At 49.0% G+C, this 21462-nt stretch carries 20 protein-coding genes; 13 read left to right on the top strand and 7 right to left on the bottom strand.

From position 1 onward, the window contains the following. The first annotated feature begins 88 nt into the window (after positions 1–88). Entirely contained in the window at positions 89–2176 is a 2088-nt protein-coding gene (gene ppk1 / locus ELR70_RS07450) for a polyphosphate kinase 1 (RefSeq protein WP_054014382.1), read from the top strand. A gap of 10 nt (positions 2177–2186) precedes the next feature. Beyond that, positions 2187–3674 (top strand): exopolyphosphatase, encoded by a 1488-nt coding sequence (locus tag ELR70_RS07445; protein WP_054014381.1) that lies wholly within the window; start codon positions 2187–2189, stop codon positions 3672–3674. 107 nt (positions 3675–3781) lie between these two features. Here the strand turns inward: ELR70_RS07445 and ELR70_RS07440 are convergent, their stop codons facing one another. Beyond that, a complete protein-coding gene (locus ELR70_RS07440) occupies positions 3782–5059 on the bottom strand; it encodes an HDOD domain-containing protein (RefSeq protein ID WP_054014380.1) in 1278 nt (425 codons plus the stop codon). A 147-nt stretch (positions 5060–5206) separates the two neighbouring features. Between ELR70_RS07440 and ELR70_RS07435 the strand changes: the two genes are divergently transcribed. Next, positions 5207–5995 carry a transporter substrate-binding domain-containing protein gene (locus ELR70_RS07435; protein ID WP_082353126.1) on the top strand — a complete coding sequence of 263 codons (789 nt, stop codon included), beginning with the start codon at positions 5207–5209 and terminating at the stop codon, positions 5993–5995. A gap of 17 nt (positions 5996–6012) precedes the next feature. On the opposite strand, the gene rlmJ is transcribed toward ELR70_RS07435, so the two are convergent. Continuing rightward, positions 6013–6849 (bottom strand): 23S rRNA (adenine(2030)-N(6))-methyltransferase RlmJ, encoded by an 837-nt coding sequence (rlmJ, locus tag ELR70_RS07430; RefSeq protein ID WP_054014379.1) that lies wholly within the window; start codon positions 6847–6849, stop codon positions 6013–6015. A gap of 223 nt (positions 6850–7072) precedes the next feature. On the opposite strand from rlmJ, the gene zapB reads away from it, so the two are divergent. From zapB to ELR70_RS07395, 7 genes are read left to right on the top strand one after another with little or no spacing between them, the layout of a single operon-like run. After that, positions 7073–7300, top strand: a complete 228-nt coding sequence (zapB, locus tag ELR70_RS07425; protein WP_046005422.1) for a cell division protein ZapB — start codon at positions 7073–7075, stop codon at positions 7298–7300. Beyond that, positions 7300–7587 carry a cell division protein ZapA gene (locus ELR70_RS07420; RefSeq protein ID WP_054014378.1) on the top strand — a complete coding sequence of 96 codons (288 nt, stop codon included), beginning with the start codon at positions 7300–7302 and terminating at the stop codon, positions 7585–7587. The genes zapB and ELR70_RS07420 overlap by 1 nt, the downstream gene beginning before the upstream one ends. After that, a complete protein-coding gene (locus tag ELR70_RS07415) occupies positions 7588–8556 on the top strand; it encodes a hypothetical protein (protein WP_054014377.1) in 969 nt (322 codons plus the stop codon). Positions 8557–8605: 49 nt separating this feature from the next. After that, positions 8606–10099 (top strand): transglycosylase SLT domain-containing protein, encoded by a 1494-nt coding sequence (locus ELR70_RS07410; RefSeq protein WP_235577067.1) that lies wholly within the window; start codon positions 8606–8608, stop codon positions 10097–10099. Positions 10100–10140: 41 nt separating this feature from the next. Beyond that, positions 10141–10635, top strand: a complete 495-nt coding sequence (locus ELR70_RS07405; protein WP_054014375.1) for a peptidylprolyl isomerase — start codon at positions 10141–10143, stop codon at positions 10633–10635. A gap of 9 nt (positions 10636–10644) precedes the next feature. After that, complete coding sequence (locus ELR70_RS07400) at positions 10645–11373, top strand: SDR family oxidoreductase (RefSeq protein WP_054014374.1); 729 nt, start codon at positions 10645–10647, stop codon at positions 11371–11373. Then, positions 11370–12212: an amidohydrolase family protein gene (locus ELR70_RS07395; protein ID WP_054014373.1), complete on the top strand. Its 843-nt coding sequence runs from the start codon at positions 11370–11372 to the stop codon at positions 12210–12212. Before ELR70_RS07400 ends, ELR70_RS07395 begins: the two co-directional genes overlap by 4 nt. On the opposite strand, the gene ELR70_RS07390 is transcribed toward ELR70_RS07395, so the two are convergent. The 5 genes from ELR70_RS07390 to ELR70_RS07370 all read right to left on the bottom strand — a co-directional run bounded on the left by ELR70_RS07390 (position 12199) and on the right by ELR70_RS07370 (position 16522). Further along, positions 12199–12924 carry a YggN family protein gene (locus ELR70_RS07390; protein WP_054014372.1) on the bottom strand — a complete coding sequence of 242 codons (726 nt, stop codon included), beginning with the start codon at positions 12922–12924 and terminating at the stop codon, positions 12199–12201. The genes ELR70_RS07395 and ELR70_RS07390 overlap by 14 nt on opposite strands. A 176-nt stretch (positions 12925–13100) precedes the next feature. Then, positions 13101–13634, bottom strand: a complete 534-nt coding sequence (locus ELR70_RS07385; protein ID WP_054014371.1) for a DUF1566 domain-containing protein — start codon at positions 13632–13634, stop codon at positions 13101–13103. Further along, positions 13634–15319, bottom strand: coding sequence for a DUF1566 domain-containing protein (locus tag ELR70_RS07380; RefSeq protein WP_054014370.1), 1686 nt, complete (start codon positions 15317–15319; stop codon positions 13634–13636). Before ELR70_RS07380 ends, ELR70_RS07385 begins: the two co-directional genes overlap by 1 nt. A 141-nt stretch (positions 15320–15460) precedes the next feature. After that, on the bottom strand, positions 15461–15793 hold the full coding sequence (locus tag ELR70_RS07375; RefSeq protein ID WP_054014369.1) for a hypothetical protein: 333 nt from the start codon (positions 15791–15793) through the stop codon (positions 15461–15463). 12 nt (positions 15794–15805) lie between these two features. Beyond that, complete coding sequence (locus ELR70_RS07370; RefSeq protein ID WP_054014368.1) at positions 15806–16522, bottom strand: DUF2982 domain-containing protein; 717 nt, start codon at positions 16520–16522, stop codon at positions 15806–15808. 244 nt (positions 16523–16766) lie between these two features. Between ELR70_RS07370 and ELR70_RS07365 the strand changes: the two genes are divergently transcribed. The 3 genes from ELR70_RS07365 to msrA are packed head-to-tail and all read left to right on the top strand — an operon-like array spanning position 16767 to position 21462. Continuing rightward, on the top strand, positions 16767–17843 hold the full coding sequence (locus ELR70_RS07365) for an efflux RND transporter periplasmic adaptor subunit (RefSeq protein WP_128064528.1): 1077 nt from the start codon (positions 16767–16769) through the stop codon (positions 17841–17843). Then, entirely contained in the window at positions 17819–20929 is a 3111-nt protein-coding gene (locus ELR70_RS07360; protein WP_054014366.1) for an efflux RND transporter permease subunit, read from the top strand. The genes ELR70_RS07365 and ELR70_RS07360 overlap by 25 nt, the downstream gene beginning before the upstream one ends. Further along, positions 20929–21462: a peptide-methionine (S)-S-oxide reductase MsrA gene (gene msrA / locus ELR70_RS07355; protein WP_054014365.1), complete on the top strand. Its 534-nt coding sequence runs from the start codon at positions 20929–20931 to the stop codon at positions 21460–21462. Before ELR70_RS07360 ends, msrA begins: the two co-directional genes overlap by 1 nt.

Genomic DNA, 21462 nt, shown 5'->3' with positions numbered 1-21462 from the left:
ATAATTCGGTGACATGACAGCGCATGTCATATAAGTGTCACACTACAGACATATTCTACCCGCAGCTTTAATTACCATGGAAAGAAAGATGCAAGCATTATCTAACGATCCCATTACCATCAGCTATTTTGCCAAAGAGCTGAGCTGGCTGTCCTTTAACGAGCGTGTCCTTCAGGAAGCCAAAGATAAAAGTAACCCAATCATTGAGCGGATCCGATTTTTAGGCATATTTTCCAATAATTTAGATGAATTCTTCCGGGTTCGTGTTGCCGATGTAAAACGTCGCATCTTATTAAGTAACCTGCCCGACACCGACTTTGACGAAGACGAAGCCCTGCTTAACCAGATGAACAAGAAAGTGCTGGAGCTGGGCAAGAAGTTCTCGCACATTTACGATCAGATCCTGGTGGACTTGAATGAGCACAACATTCATATAAAAAAGCCGGCTGAGCTGTCGGACTTTCACCAACAGTGGCTGGCCAAATACTTTCAGGATCAGGTGCTACAGCACATGTGCCCTATTTTACTGAGCGAAAGTAAAGACTACTCAGATCACATCAACGATGCCCTGACCTACCTGTTTGTTGAAATGCGTGGCGACAAGCAACATCATGCGCTACTGGAACTACCAACCGATCGCCTGGAGCGTTTTATTCTGCTGCCACCGGAAAAAACCCGGCGCCACAAAACCATTGTGATGCTCGACGAAGTGGTACGTTTTTACCTCCACGAAGTGTTCAGAAACTTCCTCAGCTTTGACAGCATCGAAGGGTATGAAATCAAACTTACCCGGGATGCCGAGTACAACCTCGATGACGAAATTGAAGAAGGTCTGCTGGATAAAATGTCAAAGGGCCTTAAACAGCGCTTATATGCCGAGCCAGTGCGACTGACTTACGACGAGGCGATGCCAGAAGAAATTCTTAAAGTCATGAAAAAGCGCCTTGGAGTAACCAGTCAGGATGCCTTGATCCCCGGTGGTCCTTACCGTAATTTCCGCGATTTTATTGGCTTTCCGAATGTAGGCCGTGGCTATCTGGAAAACAAACCCCTGCCACCGCTACAGAGTGAGGCGTTTAACGCCTATTCCAGCATTTTCAGGGCTATTTCTAAGCGGGACATTCTGCTTTACTACCCTTACCACACCTTTAACCACATGCTGGAATATGTACGCCAGGCAGCGTTTGACCCCAGAGTCACCCAGATCAAGGTCAATATTTATCGCGTCGCGTCACGCTCCCGACTGATGGCTTCGCTGATCAATGCCGCCAAAAATGGCAAGAAAGTCACCGTAATGGTCGAACTCAAAGCCCGTTTTGATGAACAAAACAACATTGAGTGGGCAAAAATGCTCAGCGATTACGGTATCAAGGTTATGGTTGGGATCCCGGCACTGAAAGTGCACAGCAAACTGTGTGTAGTCCATCGCCGGGAAAAAGGCCAAATCGTGAAATATGCTCACATTGGTACCGGTAACTTCCATGAAAAAACCGCCCGTATTTATACCGACTTCAGCTTGTTCACTAAACATCCGGAGATCTGTGATGAATGTGATGATGTGTTTAAATTCATTGAAAGCAGCTACAGGCCGTTTAACTTTAAGCACCTGATGATTTCGCCAATCAATGCACGAGAAAAAATTCTCGCTTTGATTGATCAGGAAAGTCAAAATGCCCAGGCTGGCAAAACGGCTAAAATCACTGTCAAGGTTAACAATCTGGTAGACAAAGAGCTGATTGATGCCTTGTATAATGCTTCTATGGCAGGCGTAAAGATCCGTATGATCATCCGAGGCATGTGTGCTCTGGTACCAGGCCTGCAACGCTTTAGTGAAAACATCAAAGTGATCAGTGTCGTCGACCGCTTTTTGGAACACCCCAGAGTCATGGTATTCGAAAACGACGGCAACCCTCAGGTCTATATCTCCTCTGCGGACTGGATGACCCGCAATCTGGATCACAGGGTTGAAGTTGGCACCCCGATATACGACGAGTCGCTCAAACAGTTGATCATCGATATTCTTGAACTGCAATTTAAAGACAGAGCAAAAGCACGGATCATTGACAGTGAACAGAAGAATCTCTATGTTCGTCGCGGTAATAAGAAGAAGATCCGCTCCCAGATAGCCATCTATGACCATCTGAAAAAGTGGGAAAGCAACCAATCCAATACATAAGGGCAGCTCTATGACCACATACCCTTCCATCGCGGCCGTTGATTTAGGCTCGAATAGTTTTCATTTAGTCGTCGCGAGGGAGGTCGATGGTCGCCTGCAATTGCTGCACAAAGAAAAGCAGCGTGTGTTTCTGGCTGCTGGTTTAGACGAGCAGTTTAACCTGAGCGAAGAAGCCATTGAGCGCGCGCTGCATGTGCTGCAACAGTTTGCAGCCACGTTACAGGATTTCGATAAGCACAGTGTACAGGTTGTTGCTACTTATACACTGCGTAACTGTCGCAATATTCGCTACTTTCTGGCCAAAGCGAAACAAGTTTTTCCTTTTAAGATCAATGTAATTTCCGGACAAGAAGAGGCTCGTCTCATCTATCAGGGTGTGGCAAACCATATCCATAGCGATGATAACCGCCTGGTGATCGATATCGGTGGTGGCAGTACCGAACTGATCATTGGCAAACATCTGGATCACAAATTACTCACCAGCCGCAATATTGGCTGCGTGACGCTCAGTAACAGTCATTTTAAGGATCTTAAACTAACGGCCAAACGCTTTGCCAAAGCCGAAATAAAAGCAGAGCAGAACATCGAAGCCATTTCCGCCAGCTACCGTAAGGCCGGCTGGCAAACCTGCATCGGCACGTCGGGCACCATTAAAACCTTATGTGCCATCGCTCAGGAACTATTTAACCAGGATACCCTGACCCTCACCGTGCTGGAGCAGATCAGACAACGTCTGATTGAAGCCGACTCCCTGAGTGCGCTAAATCTTAAAGCGCTGCCCGAAGAACGGTATGCCAGTATTGCAGGCGGACTGGCTATTCTGATCGCAGTATTCAGGCAACTCAACATCGATGAGCTGAGTTATTGCGATAATTCATTGCGCGAAGGCTTGTTGCAGGAAATGGCGCAAAATGATGAGTTTGATATTCGGGCCCGCACCATCAGCGCGGTCAGTGATCATTATGCCGTTGATAAGCAACATGCGGAGCATATCTGCGACACCCTTAACCAGATGTATACCATGGTGAAAGAGCACTGGGCGCTCAATGAAATCGACCTGCAGATGCTACGCTGGGCCGCGCGACTACACGAAGTGGGGCTGGCAATAAACTCATCGGGGATCCACAAGCACAGTGCCTACATAGTATTAAATGCACAGCTACCGGGGTTTACCCAGGATCAGCAACAGCTGCTGGGCACGCTGATCCGCTTTCATCGCAAAAAAATCAAACGCGCAGAGCTGTCAGCTTTGGTGGAAGCCGACCTGACACACTTTGCTCGCCTGTTAACTTTACTGCGTCTGGCCATTCTGGTGCATCAGAAACGACAAATCGATCAGGTTGCTAAGTTCACAATAGAAGCGCTGGATAACAGCCTGCTGCTGACGTTCGAGCCTGACTGGCTGGCTCAGCACTCTCTGTTTGTAGCCGATCTACAACAAGAACAGGCATACTGGAAAACGCTGAATATGACGCTTATGTTCCCTGCAATGAGTTAAACTCAATTTCACTTTATACTGTTGCTACTCGGCAGGAACAAACATAACGATAACAGTGTTAAAACTTTTTCCGCTGAAACAATAAGCACTCAGGCCCGAAAACGGGCCTAGGCGACTTCTTCTTTTACAACGGCGTAAATTTCATCGGCATAGACACGACTGTCCAGTGCCAGTGAGAAGAGCAGTTCTATACTGGATGCCGGACGAATGGCATTGAGGATAAGTTCGGCTTCCTGAATGTTATTACGTTCAACTTCAATCGCCAGACGCAGCGCCCCGCCGATCAACCCTTTGTAGCTTAACAGCGCGCTGCTCAGGTCAGGATCCAATGAAAATTCATCGACAATAACGGAAAGCTCTACATCCAGCACGGCATCAAGGACTGACATCAGGCCAATCAGATAACCCTGCTGCGCCATTTCATCACCACCTGGGAGCAGGAATTGCTCGAGAAATTTCGCGCGTGCCAGACCTAGCTTTGTCAGCTCGCTGGGTTTGTCTGCGCCCAGTTCACTTAACGCCAGCACTTTTACAAACTGACGAATAGCATCTTCACCAAGGTAAACAACAGCCTGAGCGATGGAGCGGATCTCAATTTTATCTTCACCCGCTTTAGCATTGGCAAGCTTAAGCACCCGCGCCGTCAGACTGAGATCTTTGGCGATCCTTTGCTGAATTTCTTTAAAACACAAAGACTGTTTGGCAGTACAACGTAATAAGTCCAGAACCACCAGTTTCGACGGCTCGACATTGCCATGATTAAGCATTTCCGGTACCGCGAAGAAAAAGCCCTGAAAGTAATCTGCCCCGGCACTTTTGATAAAGCTGTAGTGCTCCATGGTTTCAATCCGCTCGACAATCACTTTTGCATCAGGAAAGCGTCGTTTGAGCTTTTTCAGCATCATGGTGGTTTTAATCACCGGGTCAAGCACTTCTATTTTAATGTAATCCATCAGCGGCAGTAACACTTCCCAGCGCTCATCACCATCGTAGTCATCAAGCGCAAAGCGATATCCCAATTTTTTTAGCTTAGTCACAGTGGCGACCAGCTCTGACAAATTCGTTGAGCGTTCGACAATTTCGATTACCAACCCTTGTGGGCGGAGTAATTTGGGAAGTTCTTGCAGTAAAGTTTCATCTGACAGATTGATAAAGGCAGGCGCACCGGCAGCCAGCCGTTCAACACCAATAAAGAGCAGAGAATTAAAAAACAACCTGCCTGTCGCCTGGCCGTCACTGACCCCGATAGGAAAGGCGTTATTGTGTGAGTCCCGATACAACAATTCATAGGCAGCCACGCTCTGTTCACGATTGAATATGGCCTGGCGTGCTATATATTGCACCGCGTCTTTTTTTGACTTGGCAATATGACCGCTCATTAACATCCTTAACTCTTGTACTTTAAAGGCTTCCGTTGTCCCAGCATATGAAAACTCAGGCCCTTGAGCAATCTATTTTCTCACCACTATGGTAACGACAAAGTCACCCTGGGTGGTTGCCGAGACTGTCACTCTTTTACTATTATAGGTCTTATGAGTGTTACACTTATTTCGTCTTTTTGCATCCTGCTTTTTCTTATCCCGTTGCTTTTTAGCAGTCAGGGGATTGCAGCTTCGCCTGAGCAGCAAAGCGTGGCTCAAGTGCGACATACCCTAAAATACAGTATTAGTGGCTCTGGCGCTTTTTATCCCTATTTTACTAACGACCCGCATCACCCTGGCATCTTGCCCGACTTAGTGGAGCGCATACTGACTCAGGCATCTTTGCAAGGCGAGAATATTGTCCTGCCTGCAAAGCGTACCAACCGCTATCTCGCTGCCGGAAAGATCGACTTCGACCTTATCAGCCCCGCCTGGCTAAACTCAACCCAGCGCACCGATCCACGATTTGTTTTTTCACAACCAATTCTGCCGATCCGCGAGTTCATCGTAACACAAACACCCACGGAGCCTCTCACCAATTTGTCGGGTCAAATGGTCGGTACAGTTCGAGGTTACTATTATCATGACGATGATGTTTTTACCCGAGTAGATTTTGAATCCGAGCGTGCGCTGTTAAAAGCGCTGAGTAAAGGACGGGTAGAGCTGGCCATCATTGGCGATTTGCCCGCAAGATACTGGTCAGAACAGGACAAGATAGATTTGCACTTCAACCAGTTGCATTCACAAGGCTTACTTCATATCCGCCTTCGAGCCGAGCATGGCCACCTGCTGCCCCAGCTCAACCAGGCGATTCTGACACTTCAGAAAACGGGTCAAATCGCCCGGATAGAAACCTACTATCTGGAACATACTTTCGCAGGTGAGAATGCGAGCGAATAGGCTGACTCAAAATCAGTTTACTCGGCCACCAACTGTTCACTGCGGAAAAACCCGGAGTCTGAGGATAAACACTTAACCAGTTCAGGTAAGACTTCATCCATGGTCGCTTTGAGTGTCCAGGGCGGATTGATAACTATCATGCCGGATGCCGTCATGCCGCGCTCTTCGGTATCTGCCTCAGTAGCCAATTCGAACAACTGGATGTTTCTCACACCGGACTCAATCAGGGTCTGTTCCATCTGATCGATCCGTGCGCGGTCCACAACCGGATACCAAATCATATAGGTGCCCGATGCAAAACGTTTGTGTGCCTTAATAATAGAGCGGGCCGCAACCTCGTAATCAGACTTAATTTCATACGGCGGATCCATAAGTACACAAGCGCGACGTGATTGTGGCGGCACCAGTCCCATCAGTCCCTTAAATCCGTCTTCCCCTTTCACCCGCAAAGAGCGCTTATGCCCTGTGTTTTTTTCCAGTAGCTTGAGATCCTGTGGGTGCAATTCAAAAAACCAGCCTTTATCCTGCTTACGCAGAAACTGCTCAGCCACTTTGGGTGAACCGGGATAATAGGCGAGCGTGTCGCGGTTCAGTGATTTAACCAGTTCAACATAGTCTTGAATGGCGCCCACCTGGCCACAGTAGTGCCATAATTTCGCAATACCCAGCAGATACTCTTGTGTCTTTTGCGCATCTTTGGCTGCCAATTCGAACAATCCGGCACCAGAGTGCGTATCGATATAATCAAAAGGCTTATCTTTACGTGTCATATATTCCAGCACTTGAGCCAGTACCAAATGTTTTATGACATCGGCAGGGTTACCTGCATGAAATGAATGTCGATAACTGAGCATTATCCGCTCCTAATTGAGGTGGGCATTGTCCATTCCTTTGGCACTCAAAGCCGCGCTTTTTAAGCGCTCCGGCTGAACCATAAATGAACAAAATTGTTAGTATTGGGTATTATCGCTTAAAACGAGACAAAAATCAGCATAACCTGCCCTAATCACTAGCTTTGCAGCGCACTTTGCTTTACATTTGCATGACATAATCACAGTGATAATGAGCGCATTTAAAATGAAAGAAATTCTCCCTCAACTCGAGCAACTGATTGATCAACTTATTGCACAAAACAATACTCTGACTGAGCAGGTCAACACACTCAAAGAGCAAAACAGCAAATTAATTGATGAAAATGAGACGCTTCAGCTTGAAGTACTGGAAAGCGAAGAAAAGCAAAAAGAAACCAGCTCAACACTGAGTGGGTTGTTAGAAAAACTGCAGAGTGCTAGTCAGGCAGGCTAATGTCAGAATCGCCCGAACAGGTCACCGTCACCCTGCTGGGAAAAAGTCACCAGTTTTCCTGCACGCCAGGACAACAACAAGCACTGATTGATGCCGTCGACCTGCTTAATGGACGGGTCGACGAAATGCGTCAGCGCAATACGGTGCGCAGCGATCACAACGCCTTGTTGCTCGCTGCACTACATCTGTGTCATGAATTGCTGGCATTGCAAAATGATACCCAGCAAGCAGAGCAAACGCTACAGCAGCTGACTCAACGTATCAGTACTCAGATGGAACGTGCTTAAGTGCTTCGCCTGCTCTGTGTATTCTTCACCACACTGATGCTGGCGCCAACAACGTTTGCTGCCAACTGGCATACGGTTTCTTCTCAGATAACCCTGATAGAGCCACAAGCAAAAGCCCGCTTTATCTTACCGAATATGGCGCTTATACAGGGAAAAGCCTGTAGCGCCTTGATAGACAGCCACGGAGACTTTGTGGCGCTGGAACAGGTGATTAATCAACTCAAAGAACGCCTGAACACTCCGCTGTGTCATTTAATCGCCACTACCAGCGAAACCCACCAGCTCACCGGGCTGGCGCTATTAAAACAAGCCTTTCCGAATGCCAGCGTACACCTGCCAAAAGCGCCACAGCTCACAGATCATACGCTACGAGAAGCACTGGATACACAGCTCGATAACTTTGCCAAAAGCATTGAACTCAGTGAGCAAAGGCTGAGGAAGTTATCTGCTGAGCAACAAGCTGCATGGCCACAACGACTGGCGCTGGCCAAACAACGGCTGGCCCGCTGGCAGACGTTGCAAAGTATAGCTGTCACGAACGAGACTACAGCGCCATCTGATTTGGAGCTGGGCGGAGTCACGTTAAAAATCAGCCAGTTTCACGGTCAAAGCGGCTACGATCTGAGCGTATTCAGTGTGCAACATGGCGCTTTATTCGCAGGACAGAGCGTAAACCTGCTGCCCTATGTCCGCAACACAAGTTGGCATTCTGCTCTGTATGCCTTGCAGCACGACCCTCAGCTCGACTGGATCTTGCCTGCGTTTGGTAAGCCCTACAAAGCTGAGCAACTAAGTGTACCAATCACGTTTTTAACGCTGGCGCAGCAACAGGCAGCGCAAGAAGATGCCCGCCTCCCCACAACACTGACTAGCCTTTATCAAGGTTTGCCCTACAACCAGATACAATTGACCCGGCACTTCTCTCAAGCTGTCAAAGTGCTTGCCCGCAAGAAGACTTTGAATAAATAATCGCCAGCAAGTATAGTGGACCTTATGAGAGATTCAGGCCGTTTTTTCTATGTCTTGGTGGCGCGTACTTAATTCGTTACGCTGCAGTGTCATCGTCTTGTGTTCTATGGTGCTGGCAGCATGTCTCAGCTCCCCGGAACGTCATGCTACCCCTGCGGATATCAGCCTCGCGCTGAACTTTCCCAGCGAGGAATTGCCAGCCCCCGAAGCTGAGCAACCAGACACCACCGCGCCTTTGCCTGTGATCACTGAACAGCCGCAACAGTATCAGGAGCTCTGGCAATATATCGCTGCCAACCTCCGCTTTGATATTACACCTAACGCCCGCCTGCAAAAGCGAGTCCAGTGGTATCTGTCACAGCCCAACTACTTGTTGAGCGTGAACGAACGGGCCGCCCCTTACCTCTATCACATAGTGAAAAAAGTGGAACAACGAAAGCTGCCGATGGAATTGGCACTGCTGCCTTTCGTGGAAAGTGATTTTCGGCCCACTGCGCGCTCCTCTCAAGGTGCCGTCGGAGTGTGGCAACTAGTTGATGCAACCGCCTACCATTTTGGCCTGCAGAGTAATGACTGGTATGACGGCCGTCAGGATGTACTGGCCGCAACCGACGCCGCGCTCGATTATTTGCACTATCTGCGACAGAGATTTAATGGCAACTGGTTACATGCACTGGCAGCCTATAACTCTGGTGAAGGGCGAGTCAAAGCTGCAATCAAGTACAACCTGAAGAACAAGCGCAGCAGTCATTTCTGGCATCTGAAACTACCCAAAGAAACCGCCGACTATGTGCCGAAACTACTGGCACTGAGCTACCTGCTGCAACATCCAGAAACAGGCCTGCAACGCCCCAGTTTGCCAAATGAAGCTCAAACGACCGTGTTAGATGTGGGACAAGCGTTTAACTTTGGTATCTTGGCTGCGTTACTCGACATTGATAAGCAGCAATTACATCAGCTCAACCCTGGGTATTTACGCCATCAGAGTCCGGCTGACGGACCATTTAAAGTACTGTTACCTATGGTTCAACAGCAATTGTTCGCCACCGACTTCTACCGCCGTCAATTCAGCACACACTATCAGGTAAAGCTCAATGATACCCTGTACGGTATTGCCAGACGACATAACACCAGCGTTGCGCAGTTAAAACAGCTCAACAATAAAACCCGAGACCTGATTCGGGTTGGCGAAACACTGCTGATCCACCGCGCTCATGCCAAAGATGACCTCACTGTAGATTATGAGATCAGCCCCTATTTACAGCAACAACGGCCAGCTAAAGTCGCAACCTATGAAAAGCACCATGTGATCCAGGATGGTGATTCTCTTTGGGCCCTCAGCCGCCAATATCAGGTACCGATGAAAGATTTACTCGACTGGAATCAACTCACAACACAAAGCCTGCTGTCTCCGGGCGATACGCTGATCCTTCACTTGCCAGTAGAAGCGCCTATAACACCTCAGCCTAACGTAGGTACAGGGAGCGGCAAAGATTATCTCGATGAACTAAAAACACTGGTCAAGCCGAAAAGCGATCCGTAGAATGCCTGACACTACAACACTACGAAAATGAAGAGATTACTATGCAGATCGCAAAAAATACTGTGGTTGAGTTCCACTACACCCTGAGCGAAGCCGGTGAGCAGCTGGAAACCAGCACCAATCAGGACGCACTGGTATACTTGCACGGTGCAGAAGGCATGTTGCCTGGCCTGGAAGCGGGGTTAGAGGGCAAAGCGGCTGGCGATAAAGTGACCCTGACGCTGGAGCCAAAAGACGCCTATGGCGAATATCAGGAAGGTCTGACTCAGCGTATCCCGATTAAGCACCTGCAAGGTCTGGGTAACAATAAAGTCTGGAAACCCGGCATGACGGCTATCGTTGAGTCTAACCAGGGTCGCCACCAGGTACAGCTCATTAAAGTGGGCCGTTTCAACGCAGATTGCGATCTTAACCATCCTTTTGCAGGTAAAACGTTGACCTTTGACATCGAGATCCTGTCTGTGCGCGAAGCCACAGCGGATGAGGTGGCTCATGGCCATGTGCACGCTGAAGGCGGCTGCGGTCACAATCATTAAGGAAAACACATGCAAAAAGTTGCCATTGTAACCGGTGGCAGCGTCGGCATTGGTAAAGCCATTGCCGAACGTCTGCTAAATCAGGGCTATCAGGTGTTCAATTTGGACATTCAAACTGCATCACATGGAGAATATCGCCACTGTGACGTCAGTAATGTAAGCGCAGTGCACGATACCATCGCAGACATCATTGCCACCACAGGGCGTGTGGATGCACTGGTGTCCAACGCAGGTAAACACCTCAGCGCCACCATAGAAGATACCGATGAACACACTCTGGATCAGCTTTTTGCCCTCAATGTGAAAGGGGCCTACAGTGCCATTCAGGCTGTATTGCCGACCATGAAAGCACAAAATGACGGCAGTATTGTTCTGATCTCCTCTGATCAGGCTTTAGTAGGCAAGCCTAACTCGTTTGCTTATAACCTGACCAAGGCTGCACTGGCCTCAATGGCCAAGACCACAGCACTGGATTATGCGGGCTATAATATTCGCGCAAATGCGGTGTGCCCGGGCACCATAGAGACACCTCTGTTTCATCAGGCTATCGATCGCTACTGTGAAAAAAGCGGTGCCGATAAGCAGACCATTGTCGCTGAAGAAGCGGCGCTCCAGCCTCTGGGCCGCCTTGGCCAGGCAGATGAGGTGGCAGCACTGGTCGCATTTTTACTGAGTCCCGATGCCAGCTTTATTACCGGCAGTTTGCAAACCATAGACGGCGGATATACAGCACGATGAATAAAATTATTGACCCGCACCTTCACTTTTTCTCACTCCAGCAGGGTCAATATCATTGGCTGAAACATAACCCGCCCGGCTGGCCTAATCTCGACCTGATCAGGCAGGACCACCTGCCCGATGCGCTTTTCAGTCTGAGCGATTTTTCTCTAGAAGGGTGTGTCCATATTGAAGCTGGGTTTGACAATGAGCAACCACGGCGCGAGCTGGACTGGCTGGCACAGCTACTACCAGCCACGCGCTATAAAGCAGTTAGTTATGCACAAATCGACGCCTCTGCGGCACAGTTTCGTCGTCAACTGGATGCACTAAAACATCCCAGCCTGGTTGCCATACGCGACATCACTGAAGGTCAGGATGCAGCACGCCTGCTCACTCCCCAGGTTGCCGATAATCTTGCCTTGCTGAGTGAAAAAGGATTGCACTTTGAGGCCCAGTTTGAGCTCACTCAGCATAATGTGGTAACACACCTGTGCAACATTGCGCGCCAGGTGCCCAATTTACGTATTATGCTTAATCATAGCGGACTGGTGGGTGAAGCAGACAACTGGCTGGAAAATGCGGCCTTGCTGGCTGCACTCCCTCATTGCGCCATCAAGTTTTCAGGGCATGAGTTACTAGCAAGCCCCTTACCGTTACAGACCCAACTAACCAGCTTGCTGAACCTATTTGGCACTGAGCGAGTCATGTTTGCCTCTAACCACCCGGTGTGCCTGATCCGACATGATTACCATAGTGTCTGGCAACAATATTTGGCTTTGTGTCAGCAAGACAATGCACTCTGGCACCGGCTCAGCTACGCCAATGCCAAAAATTGGTATGGGTTTAACGGATCTTAACCAGATCGTATTCGGCCAGACTCGGAACTATGCTCTGCAACCGGGTCTCTGTTTTATCTAAGGCGTTAAGACATTCACAGTATTCATCTGCCTTTTCTTCCAATTGATAGGCCTTCTTCTTAAGTGACTTGTCGATTTCACTGGAAATAATTTCCATGCGCTGGCCCATGTCACTAAAGCGATCTTCAATATTGCCTTCTCTGGCTTTAAACGCGTCCCCGACAGACACCAGTATCGCTCCCAAAGATCCATGTACAGCGGAATGGATCCGCTCGCTGATTTCCTTGGTAAAAAAGTCATCAATTTTAGAGAGTGACTGCGGCGCAATAAAATAGAAGTCTTCACCACGCTTAAACTTGTCCATCAATGCTCGCTCAACATATTGAAGCTGGGTTTTCAGCACTTCCGGGTCGTTGTCAGACATGCCCTCTACAACCTGCTCTATGGCGCTCAGGCCGAGATTAACCCCATCAGTTGCCAGGTTAACGAGCTCAGGAACAGTGTCACGGATCCCAAGCGCATATTCATTCAGCAACAGCGTGTCCTGATCGCTAAGCTGGATCCACTTTCCTTTGATCAGCAGCTGATTATCATTGTTGATCTGCACCCGGGTCTGATTTTTATCGACGATACGAATGACCGAATCTGTGATGATTAAACCATGGCCCAGTTCAACATCACATTTACCCGCTGCCTCAGACAGCGTCGGCATTAGCCATAAAGCGGATATGATTAAGAGTTGTAAAATACGTACACAGAACACGTGCTACCTCCACCTTAAGATAGTGTGAGCGTAGCAAATTTAGTGAGGCCAACCCACCCGTTTGCGGCGGGACTGGCCAATTTTTGCGCCTAATGGCACCAAATGTGCCTCAATGGTGTCTGGGGCTACTCACAAAATGCGTAACGAACCAGTCTGACATAAGCTGTAGAGTTCTTACTAAACACATTACTCACTTTGCCATCACCAAAAGAGAACAGCCAGGCGTTGGCTGGCGTGCCCTCAACCGTTGTACTGGACCAATAGTTTTTCTCCAGGGTTGCGAGAAAGACTTCCTCGTTAATGGCGGGTTTGACACAGCGATGTTCAACAATACTGGCCAACTCCTTCACATTAGGTAAGTGCCAGTCGCTGTAACCGGCAAACTCTTGTGCATCGGCTGTTTGTAGTGCCTGTTGCCAGCTCAGCTCTTGTGCAACATTGTCGCAGCTGCCATTTTCACTATTGTAAATCTGACCGAATGAACAGCGCTGCCACATCAGGTTAGTTTGCTTATCGCAGACAGTACCATCATCTTTTATTTCAAACTGTTCCTTTGGCGTGGTATCTGGCACCAAAGATGCAGACGCACAAATTTGTGACGCATACGTACTGTAGCTAAAGCTGGCAGCAACAAATGCGGTTAAGATTAATGCTCTCATTAGTCTTCCTCCCCGTAGCGACGTACCAGTCTGACATAAGCCGTTTGCGATTTATTGCGTGTCACATCGTTACCTGTTTTCATGTCAATGACCAAGGCCCGAACCAGGTTTGCATCTTTGCCGTCGGTCCCGTCCACACTCGTTTGAGTGGTCCAGTAGTACTGGTGTCCCAACAATGCCTGATCCGGTACATGGGGGAAATAAGTGGGATCAAGCAAATAATCGCCACTGCTGTTGTGATCAAGTAGATTCGCCAGTTCCATATAGGTCGGCAGTCGCCAGTTATTACCACCACAGAAGCTGGCTTCGTTGACCGCATCGATTAGGGCTTGTACGCCGCAATAATCATCCTGTGGACAAGTCGAATTAGGTGCGCCTGGTGTGACATTCGCTTTGCCCGCAAGAAACCAGGTGTAGTGATTTTGTGCGTTGCGCACGCTGGTATTGGGTAAGATTCCCGCAGTCGCTTCTTTGACCTCCCAGATTAACCCAGTGACATTGTCCAGTACACAAGCGAAGTTCTCATCACTGCTGGGCAGTGGTTCAAACTCTTCGCTAAACTTTGTAAAGTCAAAAGCCTGGTTGCCCTGACCACTTTTAGGAATAAACTGCACCACCGCATCCCGTCCAAGCTCAGCGTCTTGTCCCGGAAAATCGCTACTACCACAGCTTATCTGGGTTGTGTTGTTGTAGCATAAAGTAGTGCCGGTATCATTGAGTTTGCCAAGCGGCTTAGGCAAGATCTCTACGTTTACTGTGTCTGTACCGGTACGCTGCGCGCTGTCGGTCAGCGTTACTTTAAAGTCTATCGAGGTGGCCTGATTACCACTTTTTAGCGGCGCCATAAAGGTAGTTTTGCATGCTCGCTCATCTGCCAGCGTGACGGCACTGCCATTACTTACCTGCTCCCACATACAGGAAAACTGACCATCAACCGTAACACTGCTGCTGGCATCCAGGGTTACCGTGTCCAGCTCCTGAACTTGTTGATCGCTACCGGCGTTGGCCAGTACCAATTGATCATTGGCCAACAATGAGAGTCGCTTCTTGGTTGTGCCAGTTCCCCCTTCGTCGTCAGTCACTGTGAGCTGCCACTCGACCGCACTCGCAGAGGCCAGCAAAGGGTGTACAAAACTCAAAGTAGCCTGATCGGTGCGCTCAGTTGTAATGGTGCTGGGCCCGCTCAGCATCTTCCACTGATAAGCCACAATACTGCCATTTTCATCTCGGTCACTGGAGTCCACGCCCGACAGGGTGATAGTATCGGCGTATTTGGAAGTCCCGCTTTCTGGCGCGGTTTGCGTTATTTTAGCCTGCGGAAATAAATTCACAGACACGACATTGACTATCAAAGTATCACGGGCCGAGGTGCCATCGGGAGCCGTATAACTGACTTCAAGTTCAACGGGGCTGTTTCCCTTAACATCCGGTGCGGTCACTGTCAGCTCCTCACCTTCTTGCGGAAAGCCCTCAATTTCGGGGCCTGAAATCACCTGCCAGCTAAACACCCCACCGGAAGGAGAGCCCAGCGCTTTGAGTGTAAATTCGATTTTTTCATTGACGGTGATATCTGAACCCGCGTTCACACTGACGCTGATTTTCGGACTTTCATCACCACCGGAGCCGCCACCGCATGCGCTTAACACACTCGCAAACCCCAGAGCCAATACTGACTTCTTCAGCATGGTAACTCCCTAAAACGTGACTGATTCATTGCACAGCATGCCAATGCTGCCAACGGACGATTGTACCTAAACCAGGGGATGGTGCACTGCAGGCAAGACCATGCCCTGCTCTGCATGCAAGTGTGGTGTACGTTGAAAAGCTTAGAGGTAACTATCCTGGTGGATCCGAACAAACAACTTAGTGCCTATTTTGCTGTAATCTACCTTATACTCGCGCCCGTCGAGCGCCTGAATAAACAACAGTCTCTTTACTTCACCAAACACATCCACGCTGGCCACGTGAACTACCTCTAAGTAACGCTCTTTGGCTTCGCGACGGTTTCTTGGCAGTTCTTCTTTAAACGGCACTAAACCAGTCGGAGTCACCTTGATCTTTGGGTGATTTTCTCCATTCACGACAACTAAATCGAGCTTTTTCTCTTTATGGATAATGGTGTTGCGACCACTTTTAATAAAAGCTTTCTCAAAGCTCATGTATTTATCCTGTTACTTCATTGCTGAGGTAGCCAACTCACTATGCAAGTTTTTGACCACCTCTTCGGGTGATAACTTCCAACGATTCATGACAGTGGCAAATTGCCAGATATCCCTGTCGAGTACGTTAGCAGGCAACATCAAGTCGTAGCCTGTCAGCGTTTTAAAGTTCTGCATCCGATTTGCGAACATCGCCATTAATCCAGAATATGCTTGTCCACTTGGGGAGGTGTAATTCGCCTCTTCGATCAGCCATTCTGATGGGCAATTGCCATTACTGCAATGTATTTTAACAGCTTGTAAAAAAATATTCCGCTGTTCTATCAGTAATTTTCCAGCCAACCTGGGTGTCAGGTCGGATAAAAATACATCAATATCCTTTAGTTTAATACCTACAACATTTAACTCAAGCGTTTCAACTCCTTGAGTGACACTTGGCACACCGCTTGAGTGGAAATTATGATGCTCAAGCAAGAATTCACCAAACTTATGATAATAGACAAGCCGCTGCGGACTCATTTCGATACTATAATAAGGCTGCTGACTTTTTAAAAAGCCAAGCATAATCGCAACTATCGCGGCGCTTGCCAGTGCAATTTCAAGCAAACTGATTGGCGTTGCCCTTAAGGTGACGAAGAGCATGATAATAACCAGCGCTATTGCACCAACCAGCATAAACTCAATGCTTTGGCGGTTCGCCAGCGCACGTAATCTGACGGGTTCAACCATAATTATAAAACCACAAATAAAAACCGTACATAATGATCCCCCAGAACACCATTTTACGTATTTTCAAACACCTTGGGCATGGCTTAGATTTTTTCATAACGCCTTAATTTTGGGTACAAAATTCCACATAGTGTGAGCCAGTTTGCTCGCTTTTCGTTTAACGCACAAATATACAGGACGTTCGACAATATGCTCTATTTGGAATTTTTGTACACTAAAGCCCCGCAGTCAACGAGAATCAATTATGCGCGCCAGTCAATCGGGTAAAGCCCTCTTTCCTTTTATAATTTTAGTGCTTATTGCACTTTGCGGCTATCTCTATTTGCCTGCCAGCAATGGTAAAAGCAAATCATTTTCCGGTGCACCGACTCAGGTTGCCGCGGTGGCGGTCGATCAACAAAGCCGGGACATTACCCTCAACGCGATCGGTTCAGCGCGCGCAAACCAAGCTCTGAACATCACCAGCGCACAAAGCGATTATATCAGTGCGTTATACTTCGATGATGGTGACAGAGTGAAACAAGGTGATAAGCTCGCACAGCTGCAAGATTTGAAAGAGCAGTTGGCAGTGCAAGAGCTGGAGGTCAATCTTAAAGAGGAACACCGTCAGCTGAAGCGTTTAACTGAATTGTCAAAAACTCAGTCCGCTGCTCGTTCACAGCTGGACAGTCAGCATGCGGTTGTCGATGCACTGGAAATTCAGTTACAAACGGCTCGGACAAAGCTTGCTGAGATGGCCATATACGCACCCTTTGACGGTGTATTGGGTCAACGTCTGGTATCTGTAGGCAGCTTCGTCAGCAACAACAGTGTACTAACCACACTGGACGATATCAGCATCATCAAAGTCGACTTCCAGGTGCCTGAGAAATACCTTGCTCAGCTGCAACTTAACATGCGCGCAGAAGTGTCCAGCGATGCCTACCCTGATAGCACCTTTGAAGGCATCATTACACACATCGACCCACGCATTGATGATGCAACCCGCAGTATCCGAGTGACCGCCAGCTTCGATAACCCAAAAGACCTACTCAGACCCGGTATGCTGTTGCACGTCTCACTTTTTTTGGGTGAGTTAAACGCCCTGATGGTACCGGAAAAAAGCCTGATCCCGAGACAAGATAAACATTTCGTCTTCACCATCAATGAAGGCAAGGCAAAACAACAGCAGGTTAATGTCCTGTCTCGCTTCCGGGGCTGGGTAGCTGTTGATGGATTGTCTGCTGGTCAGCAGGTTATCACCGAAGGCACCACCAAGATTCGTAATGGCAGTACCGTTGTGGTTAAGGGTAAAGCGTGCGGATCACAGATACAGCCGTAAAACGGCCGGTTTTTGCCATCGTTATTAACTTGTTGCTGCTGACCTTCGGTTTAGTTGCTTTCACTATGTTGCCACTGCGCGAGTACCCAGACATCGAAACACCAATTGTCAGTGTCAGTACCGATTATACCGGTGCTTCAGCAGAGGTCGTAGAAACTAAGATCACTCAGGTGCTGGAAAACCGCATCTCGGGTATTGAAGGGATCAAAAGCATCACCTCTTCCAGTCGTAATGGCCGTTCAAACATCACCATTGAATTCAACATAGATCGCAATATCGATGCTGCAGCCAATGATGTAAGGGAGCGTGTATCCCGTGCGCTGGACCGTTTGCCCGAGCAGGTTCGTCCACCCGAGGTTTCCAAGTCTAACAGTGATGAAAGCCCCATAGCCTGGTTCGTGCTTAACAGCGAAACCATGGATACGCTGCAACTGTCCGACTATGCCCAGCGCTTTATTGTCGACAGACTAGCTGTTGTGGATGGAGTTTCTAATGTCCGCATTGGCGGAGAGCGCAAATATGCCATGAAGATCTGGCTGGATCGCCGTGCAATGGCTGCTCGAGATATTACCGCCAGCGACATAGAGCGAGTGTTGCGAAACGAGAATGTTGAACTGCCAGCCGGTGAAATCGAATCTATTGACAGAGACTTTGCGGTACGTATTGCCCGAAGCTACAAAACCCAGGAAGACTTTAATAACCTGGTGATTAAACGCGGCGCTCAGGGTTACCTGGTGCGCCTTGGCGAAGTCGCCGATGTCCGCCTGGAAGCTGCAGATGTTGAAAGTACTTTCCGCGGTAATGGCAAAAACATGATTGGTCTGGGCATTGTCAAACAAGCCAAGGCCAACACCCTGGATGTAGTCGACAACGCCCGTAAAGAGCTGGAAAAAATCAAGCGTAACCTGCCTGAAGGCACCACCATTCAGGACAGCTATGACTCGTCGGTGTTTATTCGCGAGTCAATCGTAGAAGTATATCGCACCCTGGGCATTGCCATGGGCCTAGTAGTACTGGTGATTTTCATCTTCCTTGGCAACATTCGCGCTACGCTGATCCCGGCAATCACGGTACCGATTGCACTGATAGCCACCTTTACCTTTTTATTCGCCATGGGGTACTCCATTAACCTGCTGACCCTGCTGGCTCTGGTGCTTGCCATCGGACTGGTTGTAGATGACGCGATTGTGATGCTGGAAAACATCCACCGTCGTATCGAGCTGGGTGAGCCCAGGCTGCTTGCTGCTTATCGCGGTGCACGAGAAGTAGGTTTTGCTATTATCGCCACCACCTTAGTGCTGGTTGCGGTTTTCGTCCCTCTGGTGTTTATGGAGGGGCGCATCGGTGCCTTATTTACCGAGTTTGCCCTGGCAGTCAGTGCGGCAGTGATTTTCTCCAGCGTTACGGCACTTACCCTCTCGCCCGCATTGTGCTCTAAAGTACTCAAAGCCAGCAATAAAGAGAGTAAGTTTTCTCAGTGGATGGACAGCCAATTTGGTCGTCTGGAGTCTGCCTACCGTAATGTGATCAGCGATAACATCACGCGACGTTACAGCTTGATGTTGACGCTCGCATTAGCTGGCTTTGCAAGCTACGCCTTGTTCCAGCAAATCCCGTCAGAACTGACCCCCAAAGAAGACCGGGGAACTTTTTTCATCATGATGAATGGCCCGGAAGGTGCCAGTTATGAAAATAATGCCGCCAATATGGCCGAGATTGAACAACGTCTGCTGCCATATGTCGAAAAAGAAGAACTAAGCCGAGTGTTGGTACGCGTGCCTGGCTGGGGAGGCCGAGGTGGTGTCGCTATTGTCGGTATGCCTGACTGGGACGAGCGTAAACGCTCAACCTGGGAGGTGATGGGTGAGATCAGTGGCCAGATGCGTGAAGTCACCGATGTTCGAGCCTTTGCCATTATGCGTCGGGGCATAGGTGGAGGGGGTCAGTCCCGCCCTATAGAGTTCGTTCTGCAAGGTAATGACTACGACGAGCTGGTAGACTGGCGTGATCGTATTCTCAACCGTGCCCGCACCAATCAAGGCCTAGTCAGACTCGACCACGACTATAAAGAAACCTTTCCACAGTTTTTGATCAGCATCGACAAACTCAAGGCCGCCGATCTGGGAGTCTCCGTCAGTGACATTGGCCGCACACTTGAAACTATGCTGGGCCAGCGTCGTGTAACGACCTTTATTGACCGCGGCGAAGAGTACGACGTGATCCTCAAAGGCACCAAAGCAGACTTTAGTGCACCACACGACATCGCCGACATTTATGTCACTTCTCGCAGCGATCAACTGGTGCCGCTGGACAGCCTGATCACCATTCGCGAAGAAGCCACGGCGTCACGGTTAAATCGCTATAATCGAATGCGCTCCATTACCATTACTGCAAACCTGGCACCAGGTTATACACTGGAACAGGCGCTGGATTTCCTGAACCAGGTTGCAGCGGAAGAAAATGACATTGACGGGGCCGTCGACTACAAAGGCGAATCTCAGCTGTTTTATGAAGGCGCGTCGGCCATGACCTACGTCTTTATTTTGGCTCTGACCGTGACTTTCCTGGTACTGGCAGCGCAATTTGAAAGCTTTGTTCACCCGCTGGTGATCATGCTGACAGTCCCCCTTGGCCTGGTCGGTGCGATGTTTGGCCTGTACGCCACCGACAGCTCACTGAACATCTACAGCCAAATCGGAATAGTGATGCTGATTGGACTCAGTGCTAAAAATGGTATTCTGATCGTTGAGTTTGCCAACCAACTCAGAGACAAAGGTGTGGCATTCGAACAAGCCATTATCGATGCTGCGGTACAACGACTCAGACCCATAATTATGACCTCATTGACTACTGTGATGAGTGCCATTCCGCTGGTACTGGCTTCGGGCCCGGGCTCTGAAAGCCGTATGGTGATCGGGGTGGTGGTGTTTGCGGGGGTGAGCGTTGCGACCATCTTGACGCTGTTTGTGATCCCCTGTGCGTACAGTATGCTGGCGCGTCGCACTCAGTCACCTCAGGCAACCAGCGACAAGCTGCTAGAGCAGCATGACGCCCACCCGCAAACACAACAGGAACGGGAGATTTAATGATGAGCCAGCAAATTGCCACCTTTGGTGGCGGCTGTTTTTGGTGTATTGATGCCGCCTTTCGCAGAGTCCGGGGTGTCACGCAAGTGGCCTCTGGTTATGCCGGCGGTCATACCGACAACCCGACTTATGAACAGATCTGTACCGGTCAAAGCGGCCATGCCGAAGTGGTTCAGCTGACCTTTGATCCCCAGCAGGTAGACTTTTCAGTGCTGCTGGAGATGTTCTTTGCACTGCATGATCCTACCCAGCTGAATCGTCAGGGCAATGACATAGGTACTCAATACCGCAGCGTGGTGTTTTATCATAGTGAAGAGCAGCGAACGTTAACTCGGCGCTATATTGATGCGTTAGCGCCCTCACTGAGCGCGCCCATAGTGACCGAAGTGTCAGCCCAAACGCACTTCTACCCTGCTGAGCAGTATCATCAGGATTATTATACCAATAACCCTAATCAGGGTTACTGTAGCGTGATGATAGCGCCTAAATTAGCTGCATTCACAGAGAAGTTTGCCAAATATCTGGACGAATGA

This window comes from Pseudoalteromonas sp. R3 (assembly GCF_004014715.1).
Classification (GTDB): domain Bacteria; phylum Pseudomonadota; class Gammaproteobacteria; order Enterobacterales; family Alteromonadaceae; genus Pseudoalteromonas.
This window is presented reverse-complemented; position numbering and strand designations above follow the sequence as displayed.

Coding starts and splice junctions, on each gene's coding strand:
- rlmJ (WP_054014379.1), bottom strand. CDS start 6,849: ATGCTCAGTTATCGACATTCATTTCATGCAGGTAACCCTGCCGATGTC.
- zapB (WP_046005422.1), top strand. CDS start 7,073: ATGAAAGAAATTCTCCCTCAACTCGAGCAACTGATTGATCAACTTATT.
- ELR70_RS07420 (WP_054014378.1), top strand. CDS start 7,300: ATGTCAGAATCGCCCGAACAGGTCACCGTCACCCTGCTGGGAAAAAGT.
- msrA (WP_054014365.1), top strand. CDS start 20,929: ATGATGAGCCAGCAAATTGCCACCTTTGGTGGCGGCTGTTTTTGGTGT.
- ELR70_RS07400 (WP_054014374.1), top strand. CDS start 10,645: ATGCAAAAAGTTGCCATTGTAACCGGTGGCAGCGTCGGCATTGGTAAA.
- ELR70_RS07440 (WP_054014380.1), bottom strand. CDS start 5,059: ATGTTAATGAGCGGTCATATTGCCAAGTCAAAAAAAGACGCGGTGCAA.
- ELR70_RS07375 (WP_054014369.1), bottom strand. CDS start 15,793: ATGAGCTTTGAGAAAGCTTTTATTAAAAGTGGTCGCAACACCATTATC.
- ELR70_RS07410 (WP_235577067.1), top strand. CDS start 8,606: ATGTCTTGGTGGCGCGTACTTAATTCGTTACGCTGCAGTGTCATCGTC.
- ELR70_RS07380 (WP_054014370.1), bottom strand. CDS start 15,319: ATGCTGAAGAAGTCAGTATTGGCTCTGGGGTTTGCGAGTGTGTTAAGC.
- ELR70_RS07445 (WP_054014381.1), top strand. CDS start 2,187: ATGACCACATACCCTTCCATCGCGGCCGTTGATTTAGGCTCGAATAGT.
- ELR70_RS07370 (WP_054014368.1), bottom strand. CDS start 16,522: ATGGTTGAACCCGTCAGATTACGTGCGCTGGCGAACCGCCAAAGCATT.
- ELR70_RS07405 (WP_054014375.1), top strand. CDS start 10,141: ATGCAGATCGCAAAAAATACTGTGGTTGAGTTCCACTACACCCTGAGC.
- ELR70_RS07365 (WP_128064528.1), top strand. CDS start 16,767: ATGCGCGCCAGTCAATCGGGTAAAGCCCTCTTTCCTTTTATAATTTTA.
- ppk1 (WP_054014382.1), top strand. CDS start 89: ATGCAAGCATTATCTAACGATCCCATTACCATCAGCTATTTTGCCAAA.
- ELR70_RS07385 (WP_054014371.1), bottom strand. CDS start 13,634: ATGAGAGCATTAATCTTAACCGCATTTGTTGCTGCCAGCTTTAGCTAC.
- ELR70_RS07390 (WP_054014372.1), bottom strand. CDS start 12,924: ATGCCGACGCTGTCTGAGGCAGCGGGTAAATGTGATGTTGAACTGGGC.
- ELR70_RS07395 (WP_054014373.1), top strand. CDS start 11,370: ATGAATAAAATTATTGACCCGCACCTTCACTTTTTCTCACTCCAGCAG.
- ELR70_RS07435 (WP_082353126.1), top strand. CDS start 5,207: ATGAGTGTTACACTTATTTCGTCTTTTTGCATCCTGCTTTTTCTTATC.